Origin of the sequence: Methylobacterium sp. NPDC080182 (genome assembly GCF_050281105.1) — a bacterium.
Classification (GTDB): domain Bacteria; phylum Pseudomonadota; class Alphaproteobacteria; order Rhizobiales; family Beijerinckiaceae; genus Methylobacterium.
The window spans coordinates 402,682-420,442 of record NZ_JBNNWO010000001.1 but is presented as its reverse complement, the minus strand read 5'-3'; the positions used below and the strand labels follow the sequence as shown (position 1 = coordinate 420,442).

Below are 17,761 nucleotides of genomic sequence, written 5' to 3'. Positions count from 1 at the left end.
GAGCCGCCCGGGCCGGCGCCCGTCCGCGCGACGGATCGCCGGTGCGGGGTGTGCGGCCTCAGTGCGCGGACGCGGCCTGGCGCTGCCCCCGGGTCGCGGTATCCTGCGCCCGCTCCGCCGCGGCCTGGATCTGGCCGACCTGGGCCACGATCGTGTCGGTCGCCCGCACCATCTGCCCGGCCAGGTCCCTGACCTCCGCGGCCGCGGCCGCGAAGCCCCGGCCCTCTCCGCCGTCGCGGGCCGCCTCGATCGCGGCCCGGAGCGCCATCAGGCTGGTCTGACCGGCGATGCCGGCCAGGAGGCCGGTCGCCGCGTCGGCCGCCGCCGCGGCGGACGCGGCGTCGTCCGCGGCCCGCACGCCCGCGCGCAGGTCCGTCAGCCCGTCCTCGAAGACCCGCACGGCCGCGGCGATCGCGCTGGCCTCGTCCCGCAGGGCGACGTGCGGCCGGGGGTGATCGTCGGCTCCGGGCCGAACCGCGTTCAGGGACAGGCTGAGCTTCGACATCGATACGGTCTCCCTGGATCGGCCGCACCATGGGACGTCAAGGATAACGATGCGTTAATCCAGCAGAGCTGCGGCGCGCACAGGAGAAATCGGCGCCCGCCGGAACAATTACCGCCTATCTCTTCCGGCTTCTGGTGTTCGAAGCTCTCGTAAGACGATCGGATGCTGGCTTGATCGGCACATGCACCTGGGAATGCGGGGCGAGATCGCCGCGAAACTGGTCACCGGACGCGGGCCGCGCGCCGACACCCCCTGCGGCGCCGCGGCGGTCCGACAGCGCTAGCGCTCGGTGAGCTTCATCTCGATCCGGCGGTTGCGGGCGTAGGCTTCCTCGGTCGCCCCGGCTTCGAGGGGCTGGAACTCGCCGAAGGCGCCCGCCAGGAGGTGCTGCGGCGGGATCCCCTTGCCGGCGAGGAACTGCACCACCGCGATGGCGCGCGCCGCCGAGAGCGACCAGTTCGACGGGAACTGCGACGTGCTGATCGGGCGCGCGTCGGTGTGCCCGTCGACGCGGAGCACCCAGGGCAGATCCGCCGGGATCTGCTTGGCGAGCTCCGAGACCGCGCCGGCGATGCGGTCGAGCTCCGGCCCGGCCTCGGGCTTGAGGGTCGCGGAGCCGGCCGGGAACAGCACCTCGGATTGCAGCACGAAGCGGTCGCCGACCACGCGGATGTCGGGCCGGTTGCCGAGGATCTGCCGGAGGCGGCCGAAGAAGTCGGACCGGTAGCGGGCCAGCTCCTGGACTTTCTGCGCGAGGGCGACGTTCAGCCGGCTGCCCAGCTCGGCGATCCGGGCCTGGGATTCCTTGTCGCGGCTCTCGGAGGCCGCGAGGGCGTCCTCCAGGGCTGCGAGCTGGCGGCGCATGGCGCTGATCTGCTCGTTGAGCAGGTCGATCTGGGACTGCGCCCGCCGGGTCGCGCCGCGCTCGGTCTCCAGCTGCTTGTCGAGGGTGCCCGCCGCGCCCTGGCTGACCGTCGCGGCCTCGGCCTGCACCTTGGCCCGGTCGCGCTCGGCCTCGACGCCGGCGAGCGTCGTGCGGAGATTGCGGGCCTCCTCCTCCTGGTTGCGGCGGTTCGTCCGCTCCAGGGCGAGGAGGTCGGTGAGGTCGGCGATCTGGCGGTTGAGCCTGGCCAGGGTCTCGTCCCGTCCGGTCAGCTCCTGCGACAGGAAGAACTGCCCGACCACGAAGACCGTGAGCAGGAAGACCACCGACAGCAGCAGCGTGGCCAGCGCGTCGACGTAGCCGGGCCAGACGTTGAGCGTCCGCCGGGTCCGGGTCGCCGTGGAGGCCACTAGACGCGCTCCCGGCCCAGCCGGTCCAGCACCTGCTTCAGCTCGCGCTCGCGGCTCGCCTGCGCCTCGACCCAGTCGCGGATCATCTGCTGCTCCGCGCGCATGTGCTGGACGAGCCCCTGGATGCCCTCGGCGAGGTTGGTCATCGCCTGGGTCGCCGCGCGGCTGCCGCCGCCCTCGGCCACCAGGGCGCTCAGGCGGTCGACCGCCTCCTTCAGCTCCTGCGTGCCGGCGGCCGGCCGCGCCGCGGTCGCCGCCGCCGCGACCGGCGCCGTCTCCGGAGCTGCCGCGCCGGACATCAGCCAGTCCTGCAGCTCGTTGTGGAACCGGGCATGGGCCTGGCCCGCCTGCAGTTCCAGGAAGCCGGTGATCAGCGACGAGGCGAGGCCGAACAGCGAGGCCGAGAAGGCCAGACCGATGCCGGAGAGCGGAACCGCGAGGCCCGATTTCAGCTCGTCGAACATCACGCCGGCATCGCCGCCGCCGCGCATGCCCTTGATGACGCCGCCGACCGCCGACAGCGTGTCGATGAGGCCCCAGAAGGTGCCGAGCAGGCCGAGCAGGATCAGGATGCCGGAGATGTAGCGCAGGATCTCGCGGCCCTCGTCGAGGCGCACCGCGATCGTGTCGAGGTAGCCGGTCGTCCCCGGCAGGGTGGCTCCGCCGGCCCGCGCGGCGATCATCGGCGCCATCGGCGCCAGCAGGGCGGGCGGCTTCTTGACCTGCGCGCCGCCCGCGACGGCGTTGACGTAGGCGGTCTCGCGGAACAGCCGGACGACCTGCCCGAAGGCGATCAGGACGGCGATCAGCAGCACACCGAGGATGAGCCCGTTGAGCCCGGGATTGGCCAGGAAGGCCGGTGTGATCTGCCGGAACAGAATGAAGGCCAGGAAGCCTACAAGGATCAGGAAGATGACCATCCGCCCGAGATAGATCCCGGGCTGTGCCAGCGGCCCATTCTTGTCGTCGCCGGTTTCTCGGGCGGCCATCGATCGTTCTAGCCTGATCTCACCACGCGGCAGCCGGCCATCGGCGCCCCTCGGGGGGCACTGTGGGGGTAGGCCCGCACGCGATCAAGTCTCGGGAAGGTCATCGCGGAGCTATGCCCAGGCCGATCGAGACCAGTCCCGCACAAAAGGCTTAGCCGCCCGCGACCGCCTTACGCCAAACCGGCATCCACCGGGGCGGACAGGGCGCTAATCCCAGAAATGCGGCGCGGTCTCCTCGAGATTCGGCCCCAGGCGGAGGGCCGCGACCCGCGTGGCGAGGCCGCGCGCGTCCGTCTCCACCGCGATGCCGCACAGGGTGCCCTCGCCGACGGCGACCTCCCAGCGGGAGCCGGGCGTCTTCTGGATCATGCGGCGGATCGGCTCGTCCTTCTGCATGCCGATCACCGAATCGTAATCGCCGCACATGCCCGCATCCGACATGTAGGCCGTGCCGCCGGGCAGGATCCGGTGATCTGCCGTGGGCGTGTGCGTGTGCGTCCCGACGACGAGGCTCGCCCGGCCGTCGAGGTAGTGGCCGAAGGCCTGCTTCTCGCTCGTCGCCTCGGCGTGGACGTCGACGATCACCGCGTCCGCCGCCGCGCCGAGGGGGCAGGCGGTGAGCTCGCGCTCCACCGCCGCGAAGGGATCGTCCATCGCGTCGAGGAAGACCCGGCCCATCACGTTGACCACGAGGACGCGGGCGCCGCCCTGGGTCTCCACGACCGTGGCGCCGCGGCCCGGGGTGCCGGGCGGATAGTTCGCCGGCCGCACCAGGCGCGGCTGGCGGGCGATGAACACCATCGCCTCGCGCTGGTCGAAACTGTGGTTGCCGAGGGTGACCGCGTCGGCGCCCGCCTGGATCAGCTCGTCGCAGATCGTCTCGGAGATGCCGAAGCCGCCGGCCGCGTTCTCGCCGTTGACCACCACGCAGTCGAGGCGCCAGCGCTCCCGGAGCCGCGGCAGGTGCTCGCACACCACGGTGCGGCCCGAACGCCCGACGACGTCGCCGAGGAAGAGCAGGCGCATGGGTCAGGCGGTCCTGTCGCAGCGGATCACGCCGTCTTCGGTGATCACGAACTGGAGGGGGCGGTCGTGCGGCTCGGCCGGCACCCGCGCCACCTCCTGGGCGGCGAAGCCGATGCCGACGGTCAGGACGGGGTTCGTCCGGGACAGGCGCGCGATCGCGCCGTCGTAGTAGCCGCGGCCGTACCCGATGCGCTGCCCGGTCCGGTCGAAGGCCGCGAGCGGCACGATCAGCGCGTCGGGCTCCACCGGCGGCAGCGACGGGTCGGGCTCGCTGAGGCCGAACCGGCCGGCGACGAGGGCGTCGCCGGCGCGCCATTCCCGGAACACCAGGCCGTCCGGCGTGACGTGCGGCAGGGCCACGGCTTGCCCGCGGGCGCGCAGGCCCTCGGCGGCGGGCCGGGGATCGACCTCGCTGCGGATCGGCCAGAAGGCGCCCACGAGACGGGCCTGGGCGAGCTCGGGCAGCGCGAGGAGCGCGTTCCCGATCGCCGTCGAGGCCGCCTGCCGGGCCGCAGGCTCGAGGGCGTCGCGGGCGGCGAGGGCCGCGGCGCGGAGTTCCGCCTTGCGGGCGGCGTCCGGAGCCTCGGTGCCGGTTCTGGGAGAGGTCGGGTGCGGAGCCACGTGAGCCGTTGGAGGATCGATCCCGGGAAACCTACAGCGTAGGTGGGCGCCGTGTTGGCCAAGTCCAGGGACGAGGCCAGGGACAGCTCCCGAGGGAGTCGATAAGGCCCCGGGGATAGTGCTCCTGACGAACTCTGCAGCCCCGCTCCCATCATGTAGCGGTCCCGGCGCGTTCCCGCCAGGGCCGGGCACCGCAAAATCCGCGGGCCGGTCCGTCAGGCCGGCCCGCCCGGCCCGTCCTTCGTCCCGGCGGCCCGCGCCCGGGCCACCGCCAGGATCGCGTTGCGGCCCTCCTGGTCGGCGATCGACTGCCACAGGCCGATCAGCTCGCTGAGCTCCGCCAGCGGGCGCGGCGCCGGCGCCCCGAAGAAGGCGGCGATCGGGACGCCGGTGGCGGCCGCGATCCGACGCAGGCGGGCGCTGGCGTCGCGCCGGCCGCCGCCCCGGTCCTCGACGCCGATCGCTTCCATGGCAGAGCACCTGAATTAGAGTACAGACCGCAGCTTGAAGCGATTGTTGCGTCTCGGAAGAGCCAATACAATTTATCCGATCGGGGAATAGAGCAGCCCGAAGGCGTTATCCACGCCGATGTCTGAACGCATGGGTCTGGGTCGGCGGGCGCTGCGGCACCGCGGCGTGCGGGATATCCGATCGCGCCCTCGGCGGCCCGCCGCGATGCGACGGCGCGGCCGACACGCTGCAGCAACACCGGGACCGCGATGAACGAGGCGTGCGCGGGAGCGCGCCGCGCGGATTTGATTTACCACGCTCCCAGTCATCCGGGCCGCTCCGGCGCGGATCGCGGTCCCGATCCATTGTCAGGAGGCTGCGCGACTCTTGCAGTGGGGAAGGCACCCGCGAGGGACCGACCAGGTTTGAGACGACGGTGACCGATCGTGGCACAGATCGACCATAACATCGCTGTCGCGACGTGGCTCGGCCCCGTGCAGCCGGCGCATCCCGAGCGTCCGGGCCCGTACCGTCCCGACACCACCGCCGAGCTGGGCGACCTGTGGCGGATCCTGTGGCGGCGCAAGCGGCTGGTCCTCGGGACGGCGCTGCTCCTCGGCCTGCTCGCCCTCGCCTACGCGCTGATCACGCCCTCCCTCTATACCGCCACCGCGCAGATCCTGATCGATCCCCGCGACCGCCAGGTCGTCTCGAACGACGTCAACCCCGCCGGGCTGTCGCCGGACGGCGGCATCGCCCAGGTCGAGAGCCAGGTGAAGGTGATCGAGTCGGACGCCGTGCTGGGCCGGGCGGTCGATCAGGTCGGGCTCGCGACCGCGCCGGGCTTCGGCGCGCCGCAGGACGGCGTCGTCACGCGGGCCCTCAGCGAACTCCGCGCGCTGGTGGCCGGGCCGAGGGCGGAGCGGCCCGTCGACGCCCGCGGCCGGGCGCTGGACCAGCTGCGGCGGCGGCTCGCGGTCAAGCGCGCCGACAAGGTCTTCGTCATCGATCTCGTGGTCACCACGACGGATCCCGATCTCTCGGCGCGGATCGTCAACGCCATCGCGAGCGCCTACCTGACGGACCAGACCGACGCCCGCTCGGACGCCGCCAAGCGCGCCGCGGGCGAGCTGCGCGGCCGCCTCGACGAGCTGCGCAACGCGGTCAACGTCGCCGACAAGAAGCTCGAGGATTACAAGGCGCGCAACGGCCTGATCGCGTCGAGCGGCCGGCTCGTGAACGAGCAGCAGCTCACCGACCTGAACGCGCGGCTGGTCGCCGCGCGGGCGCGGACCGCCGACGCCAAGGCGCGGCTCCAGGGGATCCGGGAGGCGCGCGGGCAGGCGATCGGGTCCGGAGCGATGCCGGAGGCGGTCCAGTCCTCGGTGATCGAGCGCCTGCGCGGGCAGTACGCGGAGCTCGCCGCCAAGGAGGCGGACCTGCGCACCAATCTCGGCGAGCGCCACCCGTTCATCGCCGCGGTGCGCGCCCAGATGCAGGACGTCCGCCGGCTGATCGACGCCGAGCTGAACCGCATCGCGGGCGCGGCGGAGACCGAGGCCCAGCGCGCCCAGGCCAACGAGCGGACCCTCGCGGCGGAGCTGGAGCGCCTGCAGCGGCAGTCGGCGGTGAACGCCCAGTCGTCGGTGCAGCAGCGCGAGCTCGAGCGCGAGGTCGACGCGGCGCGCTCGGTCTACAACGCGTTCCTGGTGCGCGCCCGGGAGATCAAGGAGCAGACCAGCATCGACAGCTCGAACGCCCGGATCATCACCGCGGCGCGGCCGCCGCAGGATCCGAGCTGGCCGCCGCGGCTGATCCTGGTCGCCGCCGCCCTCGCGGGCGGCCTCGGCCTCGGCGCCGGCCTCGCGCTGACGCGGGAATATCTGGCGCCGACCGTGCTCTCGCCGCGGCAGCTGGAGCGGCTGTCGAACGCCCCGGTGGTGGCCGTGCTGCCCGGCCTGCGGCCGCGGGGCGCGAGCGCGAGCGCCGCGAGCCTCACCCTCGACCACCTGGCCGCGACCTCCGGCAAGAGCGGCCACGCCCTGGCGCTGCTCGTCACCTCGGGCGAATCCGACGAGGCCGAGCGCCAGGCGGTGATCGGGCTGCTCGCCGCGGTGGCCGTCGCGCGCGGTGACCGCGTCCTGCGCATCGACGCCGACCTGCGGGCGGACGGCTCCGGCACCGGCGGCCTCCTCGACGTGCTCCGCGGCGAGCAGAGCCTCAACGCCGTGACCCGGACGGACCCGGCCTCCGGCGCCCGCCGGGTCGGGCTCGGCGACACCGAGAAGCCCCTGCGCGATGCCCTGACCCCCGCCAATGTCGAGCGCTTCATCGCGGGCGTGAAGGGACGCTTCGACCTCGTGCTCGTCGACGGCGGCGTGCTGACCGAGAACCTGCGGCTCGGTCCCCTGGCGGCCGCCGCCGACCGGCTGCTGCTCGTCGCCTGCAACGGCGCGACGCGCCAGCGCGACCTGATCGACCTCGTCGACACGTCGGAGGCGCTGGGCCGGCCGATCTCGGGCTCCCTGCTCCTGACCCGGCGCAAGGCGTGAGGACCCTCCGGCAGACCGGCTTCGCGCGCCGCCACGATCCGGCGGCGCGCACGGGTCCGGTGCTGCGCGCCCTGCTGCGGGCGGAATCGGTGGCGCTGTCGGTCTGGGCCCTGCTCCTCGTCGGGGTCTCGGGCGGCCTCCTGTGGGTGCTCGGCCTCAATTACGAGGGGATCACCGGCTCGGCCGCCTCGAAGATCCACCCCGCCACCTACTTGGCGGTCGTCCTGATCGGCTGGACCCTGATGCGCGCGGGCAATCCGGTGATCCCGGTGGCCGGGGCGCTGAACCGGCGGCCGGCCAGCGTGCTCCTGGCCGCCTGCGGCGTGCTGCTCCTCGCGCTGATCGCGGCCCGGGGCGGCGCGGGCCTCGCCGGCTCCATCGACACCTTCGTGCTCGCCGGCCTCGTCCCGATCCTCCTGATGGATCGGGACGCCGAAACGCTCGGGCGGCTGGAGACGATCTTCCACCTCGTGATGCTCGCCAACGCCCTGCTCGGCCTGTTCGAGCTCGCGAGCGGCCAGCGCTTCTTCCCCTACCGGTTCGACGGCGTGGCGTTCGAGTCCGACACCCGCTCGGCGGCCCTCCAGGGCCACCCGCTGGCCAACGCGACCATGACGGCGTGCTACATCCTGGCGCTGGCAAAGGGCGGCGGCCGCCTGGCGCCGATGCCGCGCGCCGCCATGATCGTCCTCCAGCTCGTCGCCCTGGTCACGTTCGGGGGCCGCTCGGCCACCGTCACGACGCTGATCCTCGGCGGCGCTGTCGGGCTCGTGTCCCTGAACCGCACCCTGCGCACCGGCCGCGTCCCGCTGGCGGCGGCGGCCTGCGCGTGCTTCGCCCTGACGCTGCTGCCCGTGCTGGTCGCGGTCCTCGCCTCGGCCGGGTTCTTCGACACCCTGCTGGACCGGTTCGTCTCGGACGGCGGCAGCGCGCAGGCCCGGGTCGACATGCTCACGGTGTTCGACGCGATCCCGTTCCGGCAGCTCCTGCTCGCCCCCGACTTCCTGCAGGTGAACACGCTGCGCCGGATCTACGGCCTGGAATGGGGCATCGAGAACTCGATCATCTCGGCCGTGCTCTACCACGGCATCCTGGTCACGGGGGTGCTGGTGATCGCGGTGGGGCTCTACCTCGCGGAGATCGCGCGGGATTGCCGGCGCGGCGTCTGGCTCCCGATCCTGGCCTTCGTGATCCTCGTGAACACGTTCGAAGGTCTGGCCGGCAAGACGACCCTGCTCGCCAAGTTCGCCCTGATGCTCATCGTCCTGTTCCCGCCCCTTCCGCGCCGCGGCTGAGAGGGCCCGAGCCGCGGATCGGTCGGGGACCGCCTCAGGGCCGGGCCCGCAGCCCGAGCGCCGCGATCAGGGCGGGATCGGCGACGTGCGCGTCGTCCATGAGGCCGAGGCCGTCGAACAGGTTCCAGAACGACCACGCGAACCCGTTCGCCTCCGCCGCCAGCCGCACGTCCCGGATGTAGGCGGCCCGGTCCGGCGCCCGGGACGCCGTGAAACGGGCGTCGGTGCGCAGGGCGCCGAACTCGCCCATCAGCACCTGCCCGCGCGGGATCCCGTAGAGGTCCGCCCAGGTCGCGACCGGCGCCATCGCGTCGGCGATGTAGGCCGGGCCGGGCGCGGCCTCGAAATACGCGTGCAGTTTCGCCTCGATCACCGCGCGGTCGCGCGCCTTCTCGGCCTGCGGCACCGTGCGGTCCGTCTCCATGCGCGCCCGCACCGCCTCGAGGGTCTCGCGCAGCGTGCCGCGGCTCCCGGGCCAGGGCACGGCGGTGAGCCAGCGGTAGAACGGCTCCTCGGTGAGCCAGGTCGCCCCCTGGTGGGAGAACAGGTACGGCTCGTAGAAGTGGAAGGTGTAGAGGAGCGGCGCGAACCGCGCGAGCGCGGCCGGATCCAGAGCCGTCAGGCCGGCGACGAGGCTGCCGCAGGAGCCGGTCGCCACCAGGGTGAGCGCCGGCGCGGCCGCGCGGGCCGCGGCCAGGAGCCCGTCCTGCACCCGGTTCCAGGCGCCGGCGCCGCAGGCCTGCGGCGGCTCGTTCACCGGCTCCAGGACCACGCGGTCCGTGCCCTTCCGCGCGCACAGGCGCGCGAGGTCTCCGACGAGGTCGCGATAGGCCGCGAAGAGCGGCGCCCGGTCCGAGCCGTAGAACGCGTCGGGCGTGTAGTGGTGGGTCGCGGCGTTCGCCTGGACATTGACCAGGACGCGCAGCCCGGCCGCCAGCGCCGCGTCGACGGCCTCCGACAAGGTGCCGAGGAGTTCGGCGCGCCGCGGCCCCGTGAAGGCCACGAACGGCCCGGGATCGAGGGGCAGGCGCACGAAGTCGAAGCCGAACCCGGCGATCCGGGCGAGGTCGTCGCGGGTCGGCACCGGCCGGCCGGCCTGGAAGGGCGGCCACGCGTAGTCGGTCCGCGGGGGCGGGTACTCGGTGGTCAGCGAGAACCAGGGCCAGAGGGCGATGCCCCGGCGCAGGGTGACCGGCGCGGGACTACCCTGGACGGGCCGGACACCCGCACCCGCCGCGAGGGCGCCGGCGAGCACCGACCGCCGGCTGGGGCCTACCATCTCGGACCGGCCGGAGCGGCGACGGGCTCGGCCGCGGTGGCGCGCGCCGCGCGGTCCGCGGCCGGCGGGTAGCCGCCGACACGGCGCAGCGCGTCCTCGTAGGCGGCCAGCACGGCGTCCCAGCGGAACTGCTCGGCGCGCGCCCGCGCGGCCGCGCGGCCCGCCGCGACCGCGGCCCCGTCGGAGAGCACGAGCTCGATGGCCGCCGCGCAGCTGTCCGGATCCGAGAAATAGAATTGCGCGTCCCCGGCCGTGCCCCGGTTGAACGGATTGTCGTGGGCGACCACGGCGTTGCCCGCCCAGAGCGCCTCGACCAGCGACGGGTTGGTGCCGCCCACCGTGTGGCCGTGGAGGTAGGCCCGCGCGTGGACCCGCAGGGCCTGGACCTGCTCGGGCTCGTAGATGGCGCCGGGAAACAGCACCTCCGGCGAGGCGGCTGCCTCCACGGCGCGATGGTACGGGTTGCCGACCCTCAGCGTGCCGAGCACCACCAGCCGCACGCCGCGGGCACGGCGCGAGAAGGCCTCGACGAGCGTCAGGATGTTGTTGTCCGGCTCGATGCGGGCGATCGAGACGAGGTAGCGGTCGGGCTCGAGGCCGAGGGGCGGCGGTCCGACATCGGCCGCCGGGGGATCGCCGCCGTACGGGATGGTCGCGATGGCGCCGCGCGGCCTGCGACGGGCGAGGTGGTCGGCGATGACGGGATGGTCCGCCACCAGCCGCTGCGAGGACCACGCGGCGATCCACTCGCTGACGTAGAAGAAGGCGCGCACGGGCAGCGACCATTTCGGACGGCGCCACTCGATCCCGTCCATGTTGGTCAGGATACGCCCGCCCCGCGCCCGCAGGTAGGGCAGGAACGCGGCGCCGTTGTAGCCGAGCACGAGGCAGACGCCCCCGCGGGTCGCGGCATCGTGGGCGCAGATCGCGTCGAAGACGAGTGTCGCCGCGGGGCCGCGCAGGCCGATCTCCACGGTGATCAGCTCGACGCCGTTCCAGGTGCTGCACGCGATGCGCTCCCGCACCGTCTCGACATCCCTCTGGCAGTACACGCCGACCTGCCAGCCGCGTTCGACCAAGTAGAGCGCGAGACGTTCCGCGAAAGTCTCGAAACCACCGTGGGCGGCCGGGATACCGCGCGTGCCGAGAATAAGTAGTTTCGGTGCGCGGTCAGGCATGAAACTTCCTTTCCAATGTGTCGGCCCTATTGTAGATCCGAAGGATACAATCCCGACGACCGGCTTCTACAACTGCTAGTTGTTTATTCAATACAGAAATCATCTTATGGTAGATAACTTCGGACTGAGAGCGGCGCGCGACAGCGATCGTGCTGCCGCCCCCGCGCTGCGGGCCGTCGGCAACGCCGCTGCGGAGCTTCGGATCACGTGCGTCCACCAGGGATTCGAGCTGTACGGCTCGGATCGCTGCTTCATCGAGACCGTCCGCACGATCCGGGCCGCCCATCCGGGTGCGCGGATCGACGTGGTGCTGCCGCGACGCGGGCCGATCGTGGCCGCGCTGGAGCCCTTCGCCAGCGAGATCGTGATCGCCCCGCTCTGGATCCTGCGGCGCAAGAACCTGGCGCGCCTCGTAACCCTGGGTCTGATGGCTCTGCCCATCGCGATGATCCGTGCGTGGCGCCGCATCCGCGCGAGCGACCTCGTCTACATCAACACCACCGTGGTGGCCGACTACCTGCTGGCCGCCCGGCTGGTCCCCGGCCGGAGCATCGTCCACGTCCACGAGATCCCCGAAGGCGCCGTGCTGAAGGTCCTGCGCGGGCTGATCCGCTGGAGCGGCGCCAACGTGGTGTTCAACTCGCGCGCCACAGAGCGGGCCTACGCCCTCCCCCGCGGGGCGACCGCCCGGGTCGTCTACAACGGGATCGCGGGTCCCGCCGAGCCGAATCGGAGCGCCTACGACGGCTCCCGCCCGCTCCGCGTGCTGATGCTCGGCCGGATCAGCCGGATCAAGGGCCAGGACGTCCTCGTGGAGGCGCTGGCCTCCCTGCCGGAGCCCGTGCGTCGGCGGATCGCGCTGCGCATCGTCGGCAGCGCCTTCGAGGACGAGGCCCGCGAGCGGGCCCTGGTCGGGCGGATCGCCGAGGCGGGGCTCGCCGCGCAGGTCACGCTCGAGCCGTTCGTGGCCGATCCCGCCGCCCTCTACCGCTGGGCCGACGTGGTCACGATGCCGTCGCAGCGGCCCGAATCCCTCGGCCGCGTGGCGATCGAGGCGATGTCCTACGGCGTGCCGCCGCTCGTCACGGCGATCGGCGGCCTGCCCGAGGTGGTGGAGGACGGGAAGACCGGCTGGATCGTCCCGCCGGGCGGCCCGGAGCCGATCGCCGCCGTGCTGGCGGATCTGGTCGCCGACCCGGCGCGCTGGCGCGACTTCGGCCGGGCGGCCCGGGCGCGCTACCTGAGCCTGTTCTCGGAGGCCTCGGCGGCGGAGGGCATCGAGGCCATGGTCCGGACGACGCTGCGCCGCCCGACGGCGACGGATCCGTCCCGCGCCGCGGACGCGCCGGCGCGACCGGCCGCCTAGGATCCCCGCGCGTCCCGGCGGGACCGGCGTCGGTCCGGAACGGGCGTCCGCCCTGAGCGCGGGCGCCCTCGGCGTTACCGGGACGACCTCCTGCTCGCCCGCGGTCCGTGGCCAAGCGCCGCGGCCGGGCCTGCTGCCGGCGCCGCGCAACGACCGGCCCGGGCGCGTCCCCTCACCGGCCCCGGCCGCCCGCGCACCGGGGCCCCGCTCACGACCCAGCGGAAACCGATCCGCGCGGCCACCGTCACCCTGTGGACGATCGGCCGCGCGAGGATGCAATGCGGCGGCGCCTGACCGATGAGGCGTGCGGCGCGGGAACCCCTGCCCGGCCGGGACGGGGCGCGAGGACGAGGAGCGACATGGCGGCCAAGCTCGCGGTTCAAGAGACCGCGGATGCCCTGGACTGGGACCGGCGGGTCTGGGCCTGCCCGGGCGCCAACATCTATTGCGGCAGCCCCTGGGGCACCTACAAGGCGCGGCGCGGCCTGGAGGTGCGGCGGGCGGTCGTGTCCGGCGACGGTGCGGACCTCGCCTTCGTCCAGTGGCAGACGCGCCGGAAGGGGCCGGCGCGGTTCATCCACGTCCAGGGCGGCCCGCTGCTGACCGCGGCGGGCGCGCACCGCGCGGAGGCGGTGTTCGCCGCGTTCATCGACCACCTCGCGCTCGGCCGGCTCGACGTCCTCGCCGTCGACTACGAGCAGTTCGAGACCCGCGACGCGACGCTGGCGCTGCTGATGCACGGCTTCGCCCCGGTGATCGGCGCGCCCGACCACACCCTCGAGCTCGACCTGACCCAGGACCTCGACGCCATCCAGGCCGGCATGGAGCCGCGCTGGCGCAAGGCCCTGCGCAAGGCCGAGCGCAACCCCGAGGTGACGACGCACTTCCTCGAGGACAGGGCCGAGCGCCTCGAAGCCTTCGACGACTTCACCGCGATGTTCGCGGCCCTGCGCGAGCGCAAGGGCTTCGCCACGACGCTGCAGCCGCAGGCCTACCGCGACATCGCGGCCGAGGACGAGCGCCTGCTGTTCCTCGACGTCCGCGAGAACGGGCAGCGCGTCCTCGTGCGGATCGCGCACCTGTCGGACAGCCGCTGCACGGATTTCTACACGGCCTCGAACGAGCGGGCCCGCGCGACAGGCGCCGCGACCCTCGCGGTCTGGCGCTTCGTGGAGCGGGCGAAGCAGGAGGGCTGCCGGGTCTTCGATTTCGGCGGGATCGATCCGGCGGCGAACCGGCCCGTCTTCGAGTTCAAGCGCGGCCTGTGCACCGACGTGGTCCAGCACAATCCGCTCTGGGTCTACAGCCGGACGCCGGCGCTGCGGAGACTGGCGCCGGCCCTGCTCGCGCTGCGCTAAGCGACGGGCCGGTCACGCGGCGCCGAGGGGTCGCGCCGGTCCCGGGCGCCGCGCCAGGGTCCGGAAGGCCGAGACCGACCAGACCAGCGTCGCAACCTCGGAGGCCAGCAGGCCGGCGAGCGCGGTGGCGGGCGGCAGCAGCAGCAGCAGCGCGGGCACCATCACGGCCATCCCGAGGGCGGCGCTCGCCACCGCCCCCGCCGTGATGGTCCGGAACGCCGCCGAGGCCTCGAGATAGGCCCGCGGGATCGCGTAGAGCAGCGACACGGTCACCACCGCCCAGACACCGAGCCCGATCCAGCCCATCGGCTGCGCGGCGAACCGACCCTTGAACAGGATGTCCTCGACCAGCGGCAGGGCGGCCGCCATCACCGCCCCGTAGGCGAGGCAGGCGCTGCCGAGCAGGATTCCGTTGCGGACGACGAGCCGGCGGGCGGCGTCGACCTGCCCGGCCGCGAGCAACCGGCTGATCTCGGGCAGGATCATGTTCAGCAGCGCGCTCGCGGGGATGCGCAGCGGCGCGTAGAGCACGATCGTGGCGGCGATCGGCGCGTAGGCGGCAGGGCCGGCCAGGAGCGCCAGCAGCAGGGTCAGCCCCTGACCCTGGACCGTCAGGCTGGTGACGCCGGCGAGCGACCACGCCAGGGTCCGCCAGATGGCCCGGTAGCGGGCGCGCGCCCGCGCGTGCAGCGAGAAGCGGATCCGCTCGCGCAGCGCCGCGTAGGCCACCGCGATCGCGACCGCGTGCGCGAGCGCGATCGCCGTGAAGGCCCGATCGAGAAGGGCCGTGCCCTCCCCGTTCAGCCAGCGCGCGACGAGGAGACCGCCGCAGACCGCGTAGACCAGGTCGCTCAGGCCGGCGATCCGGGGCCGGCCGCGGGCGAGGAGCACGATCCGCAGGTAGCTGCGGAAGGCGTAGAGGCCCACGAAGGCCCCGGCCGCGAGGGCGCCGAGGCCGATCACCGGGATCAGCAGAAGGCCGACGGCGGCCGCCATGAGGCCGGAGACCAGCACCGCGCCCGAGCCGAACATCACGTCGTAGCCGAGCGCCGCCGGACGCCCCAGGCTGCGGGCGACGTGGATCGTCGCCGGGACCGCCACCAGGGCCCGGATGTAGGTGATGCCGACCGCCCCGACCGCGAAGACGATGGCGAACAGGCCGTAATCGTGCGCGCCGAGCGCGCGCACCAGCAGGATGTTGAGGAGGAAGTGGAACAGGCTCTGGGTCAGCTCACCCGACAGGATCACGGCGAACCGCCCCGACAGGACGGCACGCATCGGTCCGGGCAGGCGGAGGCGGCCGGCGCCCGGGAGCCGGAGCCGATCACCGGGACGCGGCATCGAATCGGTCATGTGGGGGTGGACGGTCTCCGTGTGAGCGCGCGGGCCGGGCGCCGGCGCCGGGAAGCGGTCGGCGGCGCGGCATCGTCTCGCGACTCGCTCCCGGCCCGGGGCTCATGCCGGAGCGTCCGTTTCCGGACCGTCTCAGGTGATCCCCCGGAAGGCTCCGGACAGTGCGGCAAGGCAGCGCGCGAGGTCGTCCTCGTCCGCCCAGACGTGCGGGCTGATGCGCAGCGCGCCGGAGCGCTCGCTCACGTAGACCCGGTCCCGCTGCAGGCGATCGACGAGGCCCGTCGGCAGACCCGCGGGCGGCCGCAGACCGAGGATGTGCGGCGCCCGCAGGGAAGCCGGCAACGGCGCCAGGCCGAGGCCGGCGGCCCCGTCCGCCAAGCGGTCCGTCAGCCGGCGCAACCGGGCGGCGACGGCCGGCACGCCCCATTCGGCGATCTGCTCCAGCCCGGTCACGGCCATGAACAGCGCGACCGGATCGTTGAGCTCGCCCCGGTCGTAGCGGCGGGCACCGGCGGCCGGCGGGCGGTTCCCGATATTCTCCTCGATGGCCGCCCCGTCCTGCCGGTGCGGCGCTGCGTACAGGAAGGCGAGACCGTACGGTCCGAGAGCCCACTTGTAGGTCGGGAAGGCCAGAAAGTCCGGGCGCCACCGGGCGACGTCGACCGGCACGGCGCCCACGGCCTGCGTGGCGTCGATCACCAGGGCCGCGCCGGCGGCGTGGACCGAGGGAGCGAGCCGGTCGAGGTCGATCAGGCTGCCGTCGGTCCAGTGCAGCGGGGTCAGGGTGGCGAGGGCGAGCGGCGGGGCGCCCGGCCGGTCGATCGCGGCCGCGACCGCCGCGGTCCAGTCGCCGTCCGGGGGGCGCGGCACCTCCTCCACCACCAGACCCTGCCGGTCGACCAGCCGATCGAAGGCGAAGCGCAGAGACGGGAACTCGTCGGCTACGCGGAGCAGGCGCCCGCCCGGCCTCAGGGTCAGGTTGCGGGCGGCCACCGCCATGGCGTGGCTGACCGCGCCGACGATCGCGATCTCGTCCGCGCCGGCGCCGATCAGCCGGGCGGCCGCAGCGCGCGCCCGCTCGGCCCAGGGCGGGACCGCCGTGCGGGGATGGTCCCAGGGACGGCTCTTGAACTGGATCCCCGCCTCGCCCGCCGCGCGCACGGCCCGCGGCAGCGGCGACCAGGCGGCGGCGTCGAGGTAGCTGACGTCGGCGGGCATCTCGAAGAGATGGCGCTGGCACGGGAGCGCCGCGGCGACGGATTCGGTGAACGCCATGATGCGCGACAGCCTAGAGGATCGGATCCGCCGGCACCACGGCCCGGACTCCATCGCGCGGCGCCCAGGCCGCAGGCCGGCGCGTCGCGGTCCGCGCGGATCGGCGGCGGCGTGCCCCCTGGCGGACCACCGCATCCTGGGGCTCCAACGCTCCGGCGCCCTGTCGAGCCTCGCGGGACGCGACGGGCTGGTCGACCTCACCGAGGATCTGACCGTGATCCGCCCGAACGACGCCCGGCCCGACCGGCCGCACCGGGTGTTCGGCGGGGGCGGCAGCTGAGCTGTTGTTCCGGGCCGCGAGCCTGTAGAGCCTCGGGACACATCGCCACGACCCGACCGAGACTCCGTGACCCTGCTCGCCGATCGCGCCCCCGCCAAGGTCAACCTGACGCTCCACGTCCTCGGCCGCCGCGTCGGTGACGGCTACCACGTGCTCGAGAGCCTCGTCGCCTTCGCGGGCACGGCCGACCGCCTGACGCTGGATCCCGCGGCACCGCTCAGCCTGACCGTCAGCGGCCCCACCGCCGGCCCCGCCGGCCCGACGGACGACAACCTCGTCCTCCGGGCCGCCCGGGGGCTCGCCGCGCGGGTGCCGAACCTGCGCGTGGGCGCCTTCCACTTGGTGAAGCGCCTGCCGGTCGCGGCGGGGATCGGCGGCGGCTCCTCCGACGCCGCCGCGGCCCTGCGCCTGCTGGCGCGCCTCAACGGGCTGCCCCTCGACCACGAGGCCGTCGGCGCGGTGGCGCGGGAGACCGGCGCCGACGTGCCGGTCTGCCTCGACCCGCGGGCCCGGATGATGCGCGGCGCGGGCGAGGCGATCGGGCCGGTCCTCGGCCTCGCACCGCTGCCCGCGGTGCTGATCAATCCCGGCGTTCCGGTGCCCACCGCCCCGGTCTTCAAGGCGCTGGACCTGAGCGTCGGCCAGGATCTCGCGGGCGCGCCGCACCCGACGATCCCGCGGGCCATGGCGAGCGACCCGCTGCTCCGGGCCCTGGCCGGGGCCCGCAACGATCTGGAGGCGCCGGCCCTGACCGTGGCGCCGGTGATCGGCGACGCGCTGGCGGCCCTCCGCGCCCAGGGCTGCCGCCTCGCGCGGATGTCGGGCTCCGGCGCGACCGTTTTCGCGCTGTTCGCCGACCGGCGCGCGGCCGTCCGGGCCGCCGCCGCCCTGCGCGCCGCCCATCCGGGATGGTGGGTGGCGCCGACCTTCCTGCGCTGACC

At 73.9% G+C, this 17,761-nt stretch carries 16 protein-coding genes and 1 other RNA gene; 6 read left to right on the top strand and 11 right to left on the bottom strand.

Annotated features, from left to right (window positions below):
• Positions 1–58: 58 nt before the first annotated feature.
• The 7 genes from ACQKQD_RS02110 to ACQKQD_RS02080 all read right to left on the bottom strand — a co-directional run bounded on the left by ACQKQD_RS02110 (position 59) and on the right by ACQKQD_RS02080 (position 4,904).
• Entirely contained in the window at positions 59–505 is a 447-nt protein-coding gene (locus ACQKQD_RS02110; protein WP_267965782.1) for a methyl-accepting chemotaxis protein, read from the bottom strand.
• Positions 506–784: 279 nt separating this feature from the next.
• Complete coding sequence (locus ACQKQD_RS02105; protein WP_020090686.1) at positions 785–1,798, bottom strand: peptidoglycan -binding protein; 1,014 nt, start codon at positions 1,796–1,798, stop codon at positions 785–787.
• Positions 1,798–2,787 carry a MotA/TolQ/ExbB proton channel family protein gene (locus ACQKQD_RS02100; protein ID WP_020090687.1) on the bottom strand — a complete coding sequence of 330 codons (990 nt, stop codon included), beginning with the start codon at positions 2,785–2,787 and terminating at the stop codon, positions 1,798–1,800. The genes ACQKQD_RS02105 and ACQKQD_RS02100 overlap by 1 nt, the downstream gene beginning before the upstream one ends.
• A gap of 207 nt (positions 2,788–2,994) precedes the next feature.
• On the bottom strand, positions 2,995–3,813 hold the full coding sequence (locus ACQKQD_RS02095) for a TIGR00282 family metallophosphoesterase (RefSeq protein WP_012322254.1): 819 nt from the start codon (positions 3,811–3,813) through the stop codon (positions 2,995–2,997).
• A 3-nt stretch (positions 3,814–3,816) separates the two neighbouring features.
• Positions 3,817–4,434, bottom strand: a complete 618-nt coding sequence (locus tag ACQKQD_RS02090; RefSeq protein ID WP_427507361.1) for a 5-formyltetrahydrofolate cyclo-ligase — start codon at positions 4,432–4,434, stop codon at positions 3,817–3,819.
• A non-coding RNA gene (gene ssrS / locus ACQKQD_RS02085) (6S RNA) lies at positions 4,424–4,580 on the bottom strand. Before ssrS ends, ACQKQD_RS02090 begins: the two co-directional genes overlap by 11 nt.
• A 69-nt stretch (positions 4,581–4,649) precedes the next feature.
• Complete coding sequence (locus tag ACQKQD_RS02080) at positions 4,650–4,904, bottom strand: hypothetical protein (protein WP_091679202.1); 255 nt, start codon at positions 4,902–4,904, stop codon at positions 4,650–4,652.
• Between the two features lie 426 nt (positions 4,905–5,330).
• On the opposite strand from ACQKQD_RS02080, the gene ACQKQD_RS02075 reads away from it, so the two are divergent.
• Positions 5,331–7,436: a GumC family protein gene (locus ACQKQD_RS02075; protein WP_427507360.1), complete on the top strand. Its 2,106-nt coding sequence runs from the start codon at positions 5,331–5,333 to the stop codon at positions 7,434–7,436.
• Positions 7,433–8,731 carry a VpsF family polysaccharide biosynthesis protein gene (locus ACQKQD_RS02070; RefSeq protein WP_056531666.1) on the top strand — a complete coding sequence of 433 codons (1,299 nt, stop codon included), beginning with the start codon at positions 7,433–7,435 and terminating at the stop codon, positions 8,729–8,731. Before ACQKQD_RS02075 ends, ACQKQD_RS02070 begins: the two co-directional genes overlap by 4 nt.
• A 34-nt stretch (positions 8,732–8,765) precedes the next feature.
• On the opposite strand, the gene ACQKQD_RS02065 is transcribed toward ACQKQD_RS02070, so the two are convergent.
• Together ACQKQD_RS02065 and ACQKQD_RS02060 are read right to left on the bottom strand one after the other, a co-directional pair.
• On the bottom strand, positions 8,766–10,010 hold the full coding sequence (locus ACQKQD_RS02065) for a glycoside hydrolase family 5 protein (RefSeq protein ID WP_427507359.1): 1,245 nt from the start codon (positions 10,008–10,010) through the stop codon (positions 8,766–8,768).
• The gene (locus tag ACQKQD_RS02060; protein WP_427507358.1) at positions 10,004–11,188 is read right to left on the bottom strand and encodes a DUF1972 domain-containing protein; all 1,185 of its coding nucleotides are present in this window, start codon (positions 11,186–11,188) and stop codon (positions 10,004–10,006) included. Before ACQKQD_RS02060 ends, ACQKQD_RS02065 begins: the two co-directional genes overlap by 7 nt.
• 106 nt (positions 11,189–11,294) lie before the next feature.
• Here ACQKQD_RS02060 and ACQKQD_RS02055 point away from each other — a divergent pair, with 106 nt between their 5' ends.
• Positions 11,295–12,554: a glycosyltransferase family 4 protein gene (locus ACQKQD_RS02055; protein WP_427507357.1), complete on the top strand. Its 1,260-nt coding sequence runs from the start codon at positions 11,295–11,297 to the stop codon at positions 12,552–12,554.
• A gap of 359 nt (positions 12,555–12,913) precedes the next feature.
• Positions 12,914–13,912, top strand: coding sequence for a lipid II:glycine glycyltransferase FemX (locus ACQKQD_RS02050; protein ID WP_427507356.1), 999 nt, complete (start codon positions 12,914–12,916; stop codon positions 13,910–13,912).
• Between the two features lie 12 nt (positions 13,913–13,924).
• On the opposite strand, the gene ACQKQD_RS02045 is transcribed toward ACQKQD_RS02050, so the two are convergent.
• Both ACQKQD_RS02045 and ACQKQD_RS02040 read right to left on the bottom strand, forming a co-directional pair.
• Positions 13,925–15,265, bottom strand: coding sequence for a hypothetical protein (locus tag ACQKQD_RS02045; protein ID WP_427507355.1), 1,341 nt, complete (start codon positions 15,263–15,265; stop codon positions 13,925–13,927).
• Between the two features lie 132 nt (positions 15,266–15,397).
• A complete protein-coding gene (locus ACQKQD_RS02040) occupies positions 15,398–16,540 on the bottom strand; it encodes an aminotransferase class V-fold PLP-dependent enzyme (protein ID WP_427507354.1) in 1,143 nt (380 codons plus the stop codon).
• Between ACQKQD_RS02040 and ACQKQD_RS02035 the strand changes: the two genes are divergently transcribed.
• The gene (locus tag ACQKQD_RS02035; RefSeq protein ID WP_427507353.1) at positions 16,539–16,820 is read left to right on the top strand and encodes a hypothetical protein; all 282 of its coding nucleotides are present in this window, start codon (positions 16,539–16,541) and stop codon (positions 16,818–16,820) included. The genes ACQKQD_RS02040 and ACQKQD_RS02035 overlap by 2 nt on opposite strands.
• Positions 16,821–16,886: 66 nt before the next feature.
• Complete coding sequence (locus ACQKQD_RS02030) at positions 16,887–17,759, top strand: 4-(cytidine 5'-diphospho)-2-C-methyl-D-erythritol kinase (RefSeq protein ID WP_427507352.1); 873 nt, start codon at positions 16,887–16,889, stop codon at positions 17,757–17,759.
• Positions 17,760–17,761 lie beyond the last annotated feature (2 nt).

Coding starts and splice junctions, on each gene's coding strand:
- ACQKQD_RS02060 (WP_427507358.1), bottom strand. CDS start 11,188: ATGCCTGACCGCGCACCGAAACTACTTATTCTCGGCACGCGCGGTATC.
- ACQKQD_RS02065 (WP_427507359.1), bottom strand. CDS start 10,010: ATGGTAGGCCCCAGCCGGCGGTCGGTGCTCGCCGGCGCCCTCGCGGCG.
- ACQKQD_RS02055 (WP_427507357.1), top strand. CDS start 11,295: ATGGTAGATAACTTCGGACTGAGAGCGGCGCGCGACAGCGATCGTGCT.
- ACQKQD_RS02100 (WP_020090687.1), bottom strand. CDS start 2,787: ATGGCCGCCCGAGAAACCGGCGACGACAAGAATGGGCCGCTGGCACAG.
- ACQKQD_RS02080 (WP_091679202.1), bottom strand. CDS start 4,904: ATGGAAGCGATCGGCGTCGAGGACCGGGGCGGCGGCCGGCGCGACGCC.
- ACQKQD_RS02095 (WP_012322254.1), bottom strand. CDS start 3,813: ATGCGCCTGCTCTTCCTCGGCGACGTCGTCGGGCGTTCGGGCCGCACC.
- ACQKQD_RS02035 (WP_427507353.1), top strand. CDS start 16,539: ATGATGCGCGACAGCCTAGAGGATCGGATCCGCCGGCACCACGGCCCG.
- ACQKQD_RS02045 (WP_427507355.1), bottom strand. CDS start 15,265: ATGACCGATTCGATGCCGCGTCCCGGTGATCGGCTCCGGCTCCCGGGC.
- ACQKQD_RS02040 (WP_427507354.1), bottom strand. CDS start 16,540: ATGGCGTTCACCGAATCCGTCGCCGCGGCGCTCCCGTGCCAGCGCCAT.
- ACQKQD_RS02050 (WP_427507356.1), top strand. CDS start 12,914: ATGGCGGCCAAGCTCGCGGTTCAAGAGACCGCGGATGCCCTGGACTGG.
- ACQKQD_RS02110 (WP_267965782.1), bottom strand. CDS start 505: ATGTCGAAGCTCAGCCTGTCCCTGAACGCGGTTCGGCCCGGAGCCGAC.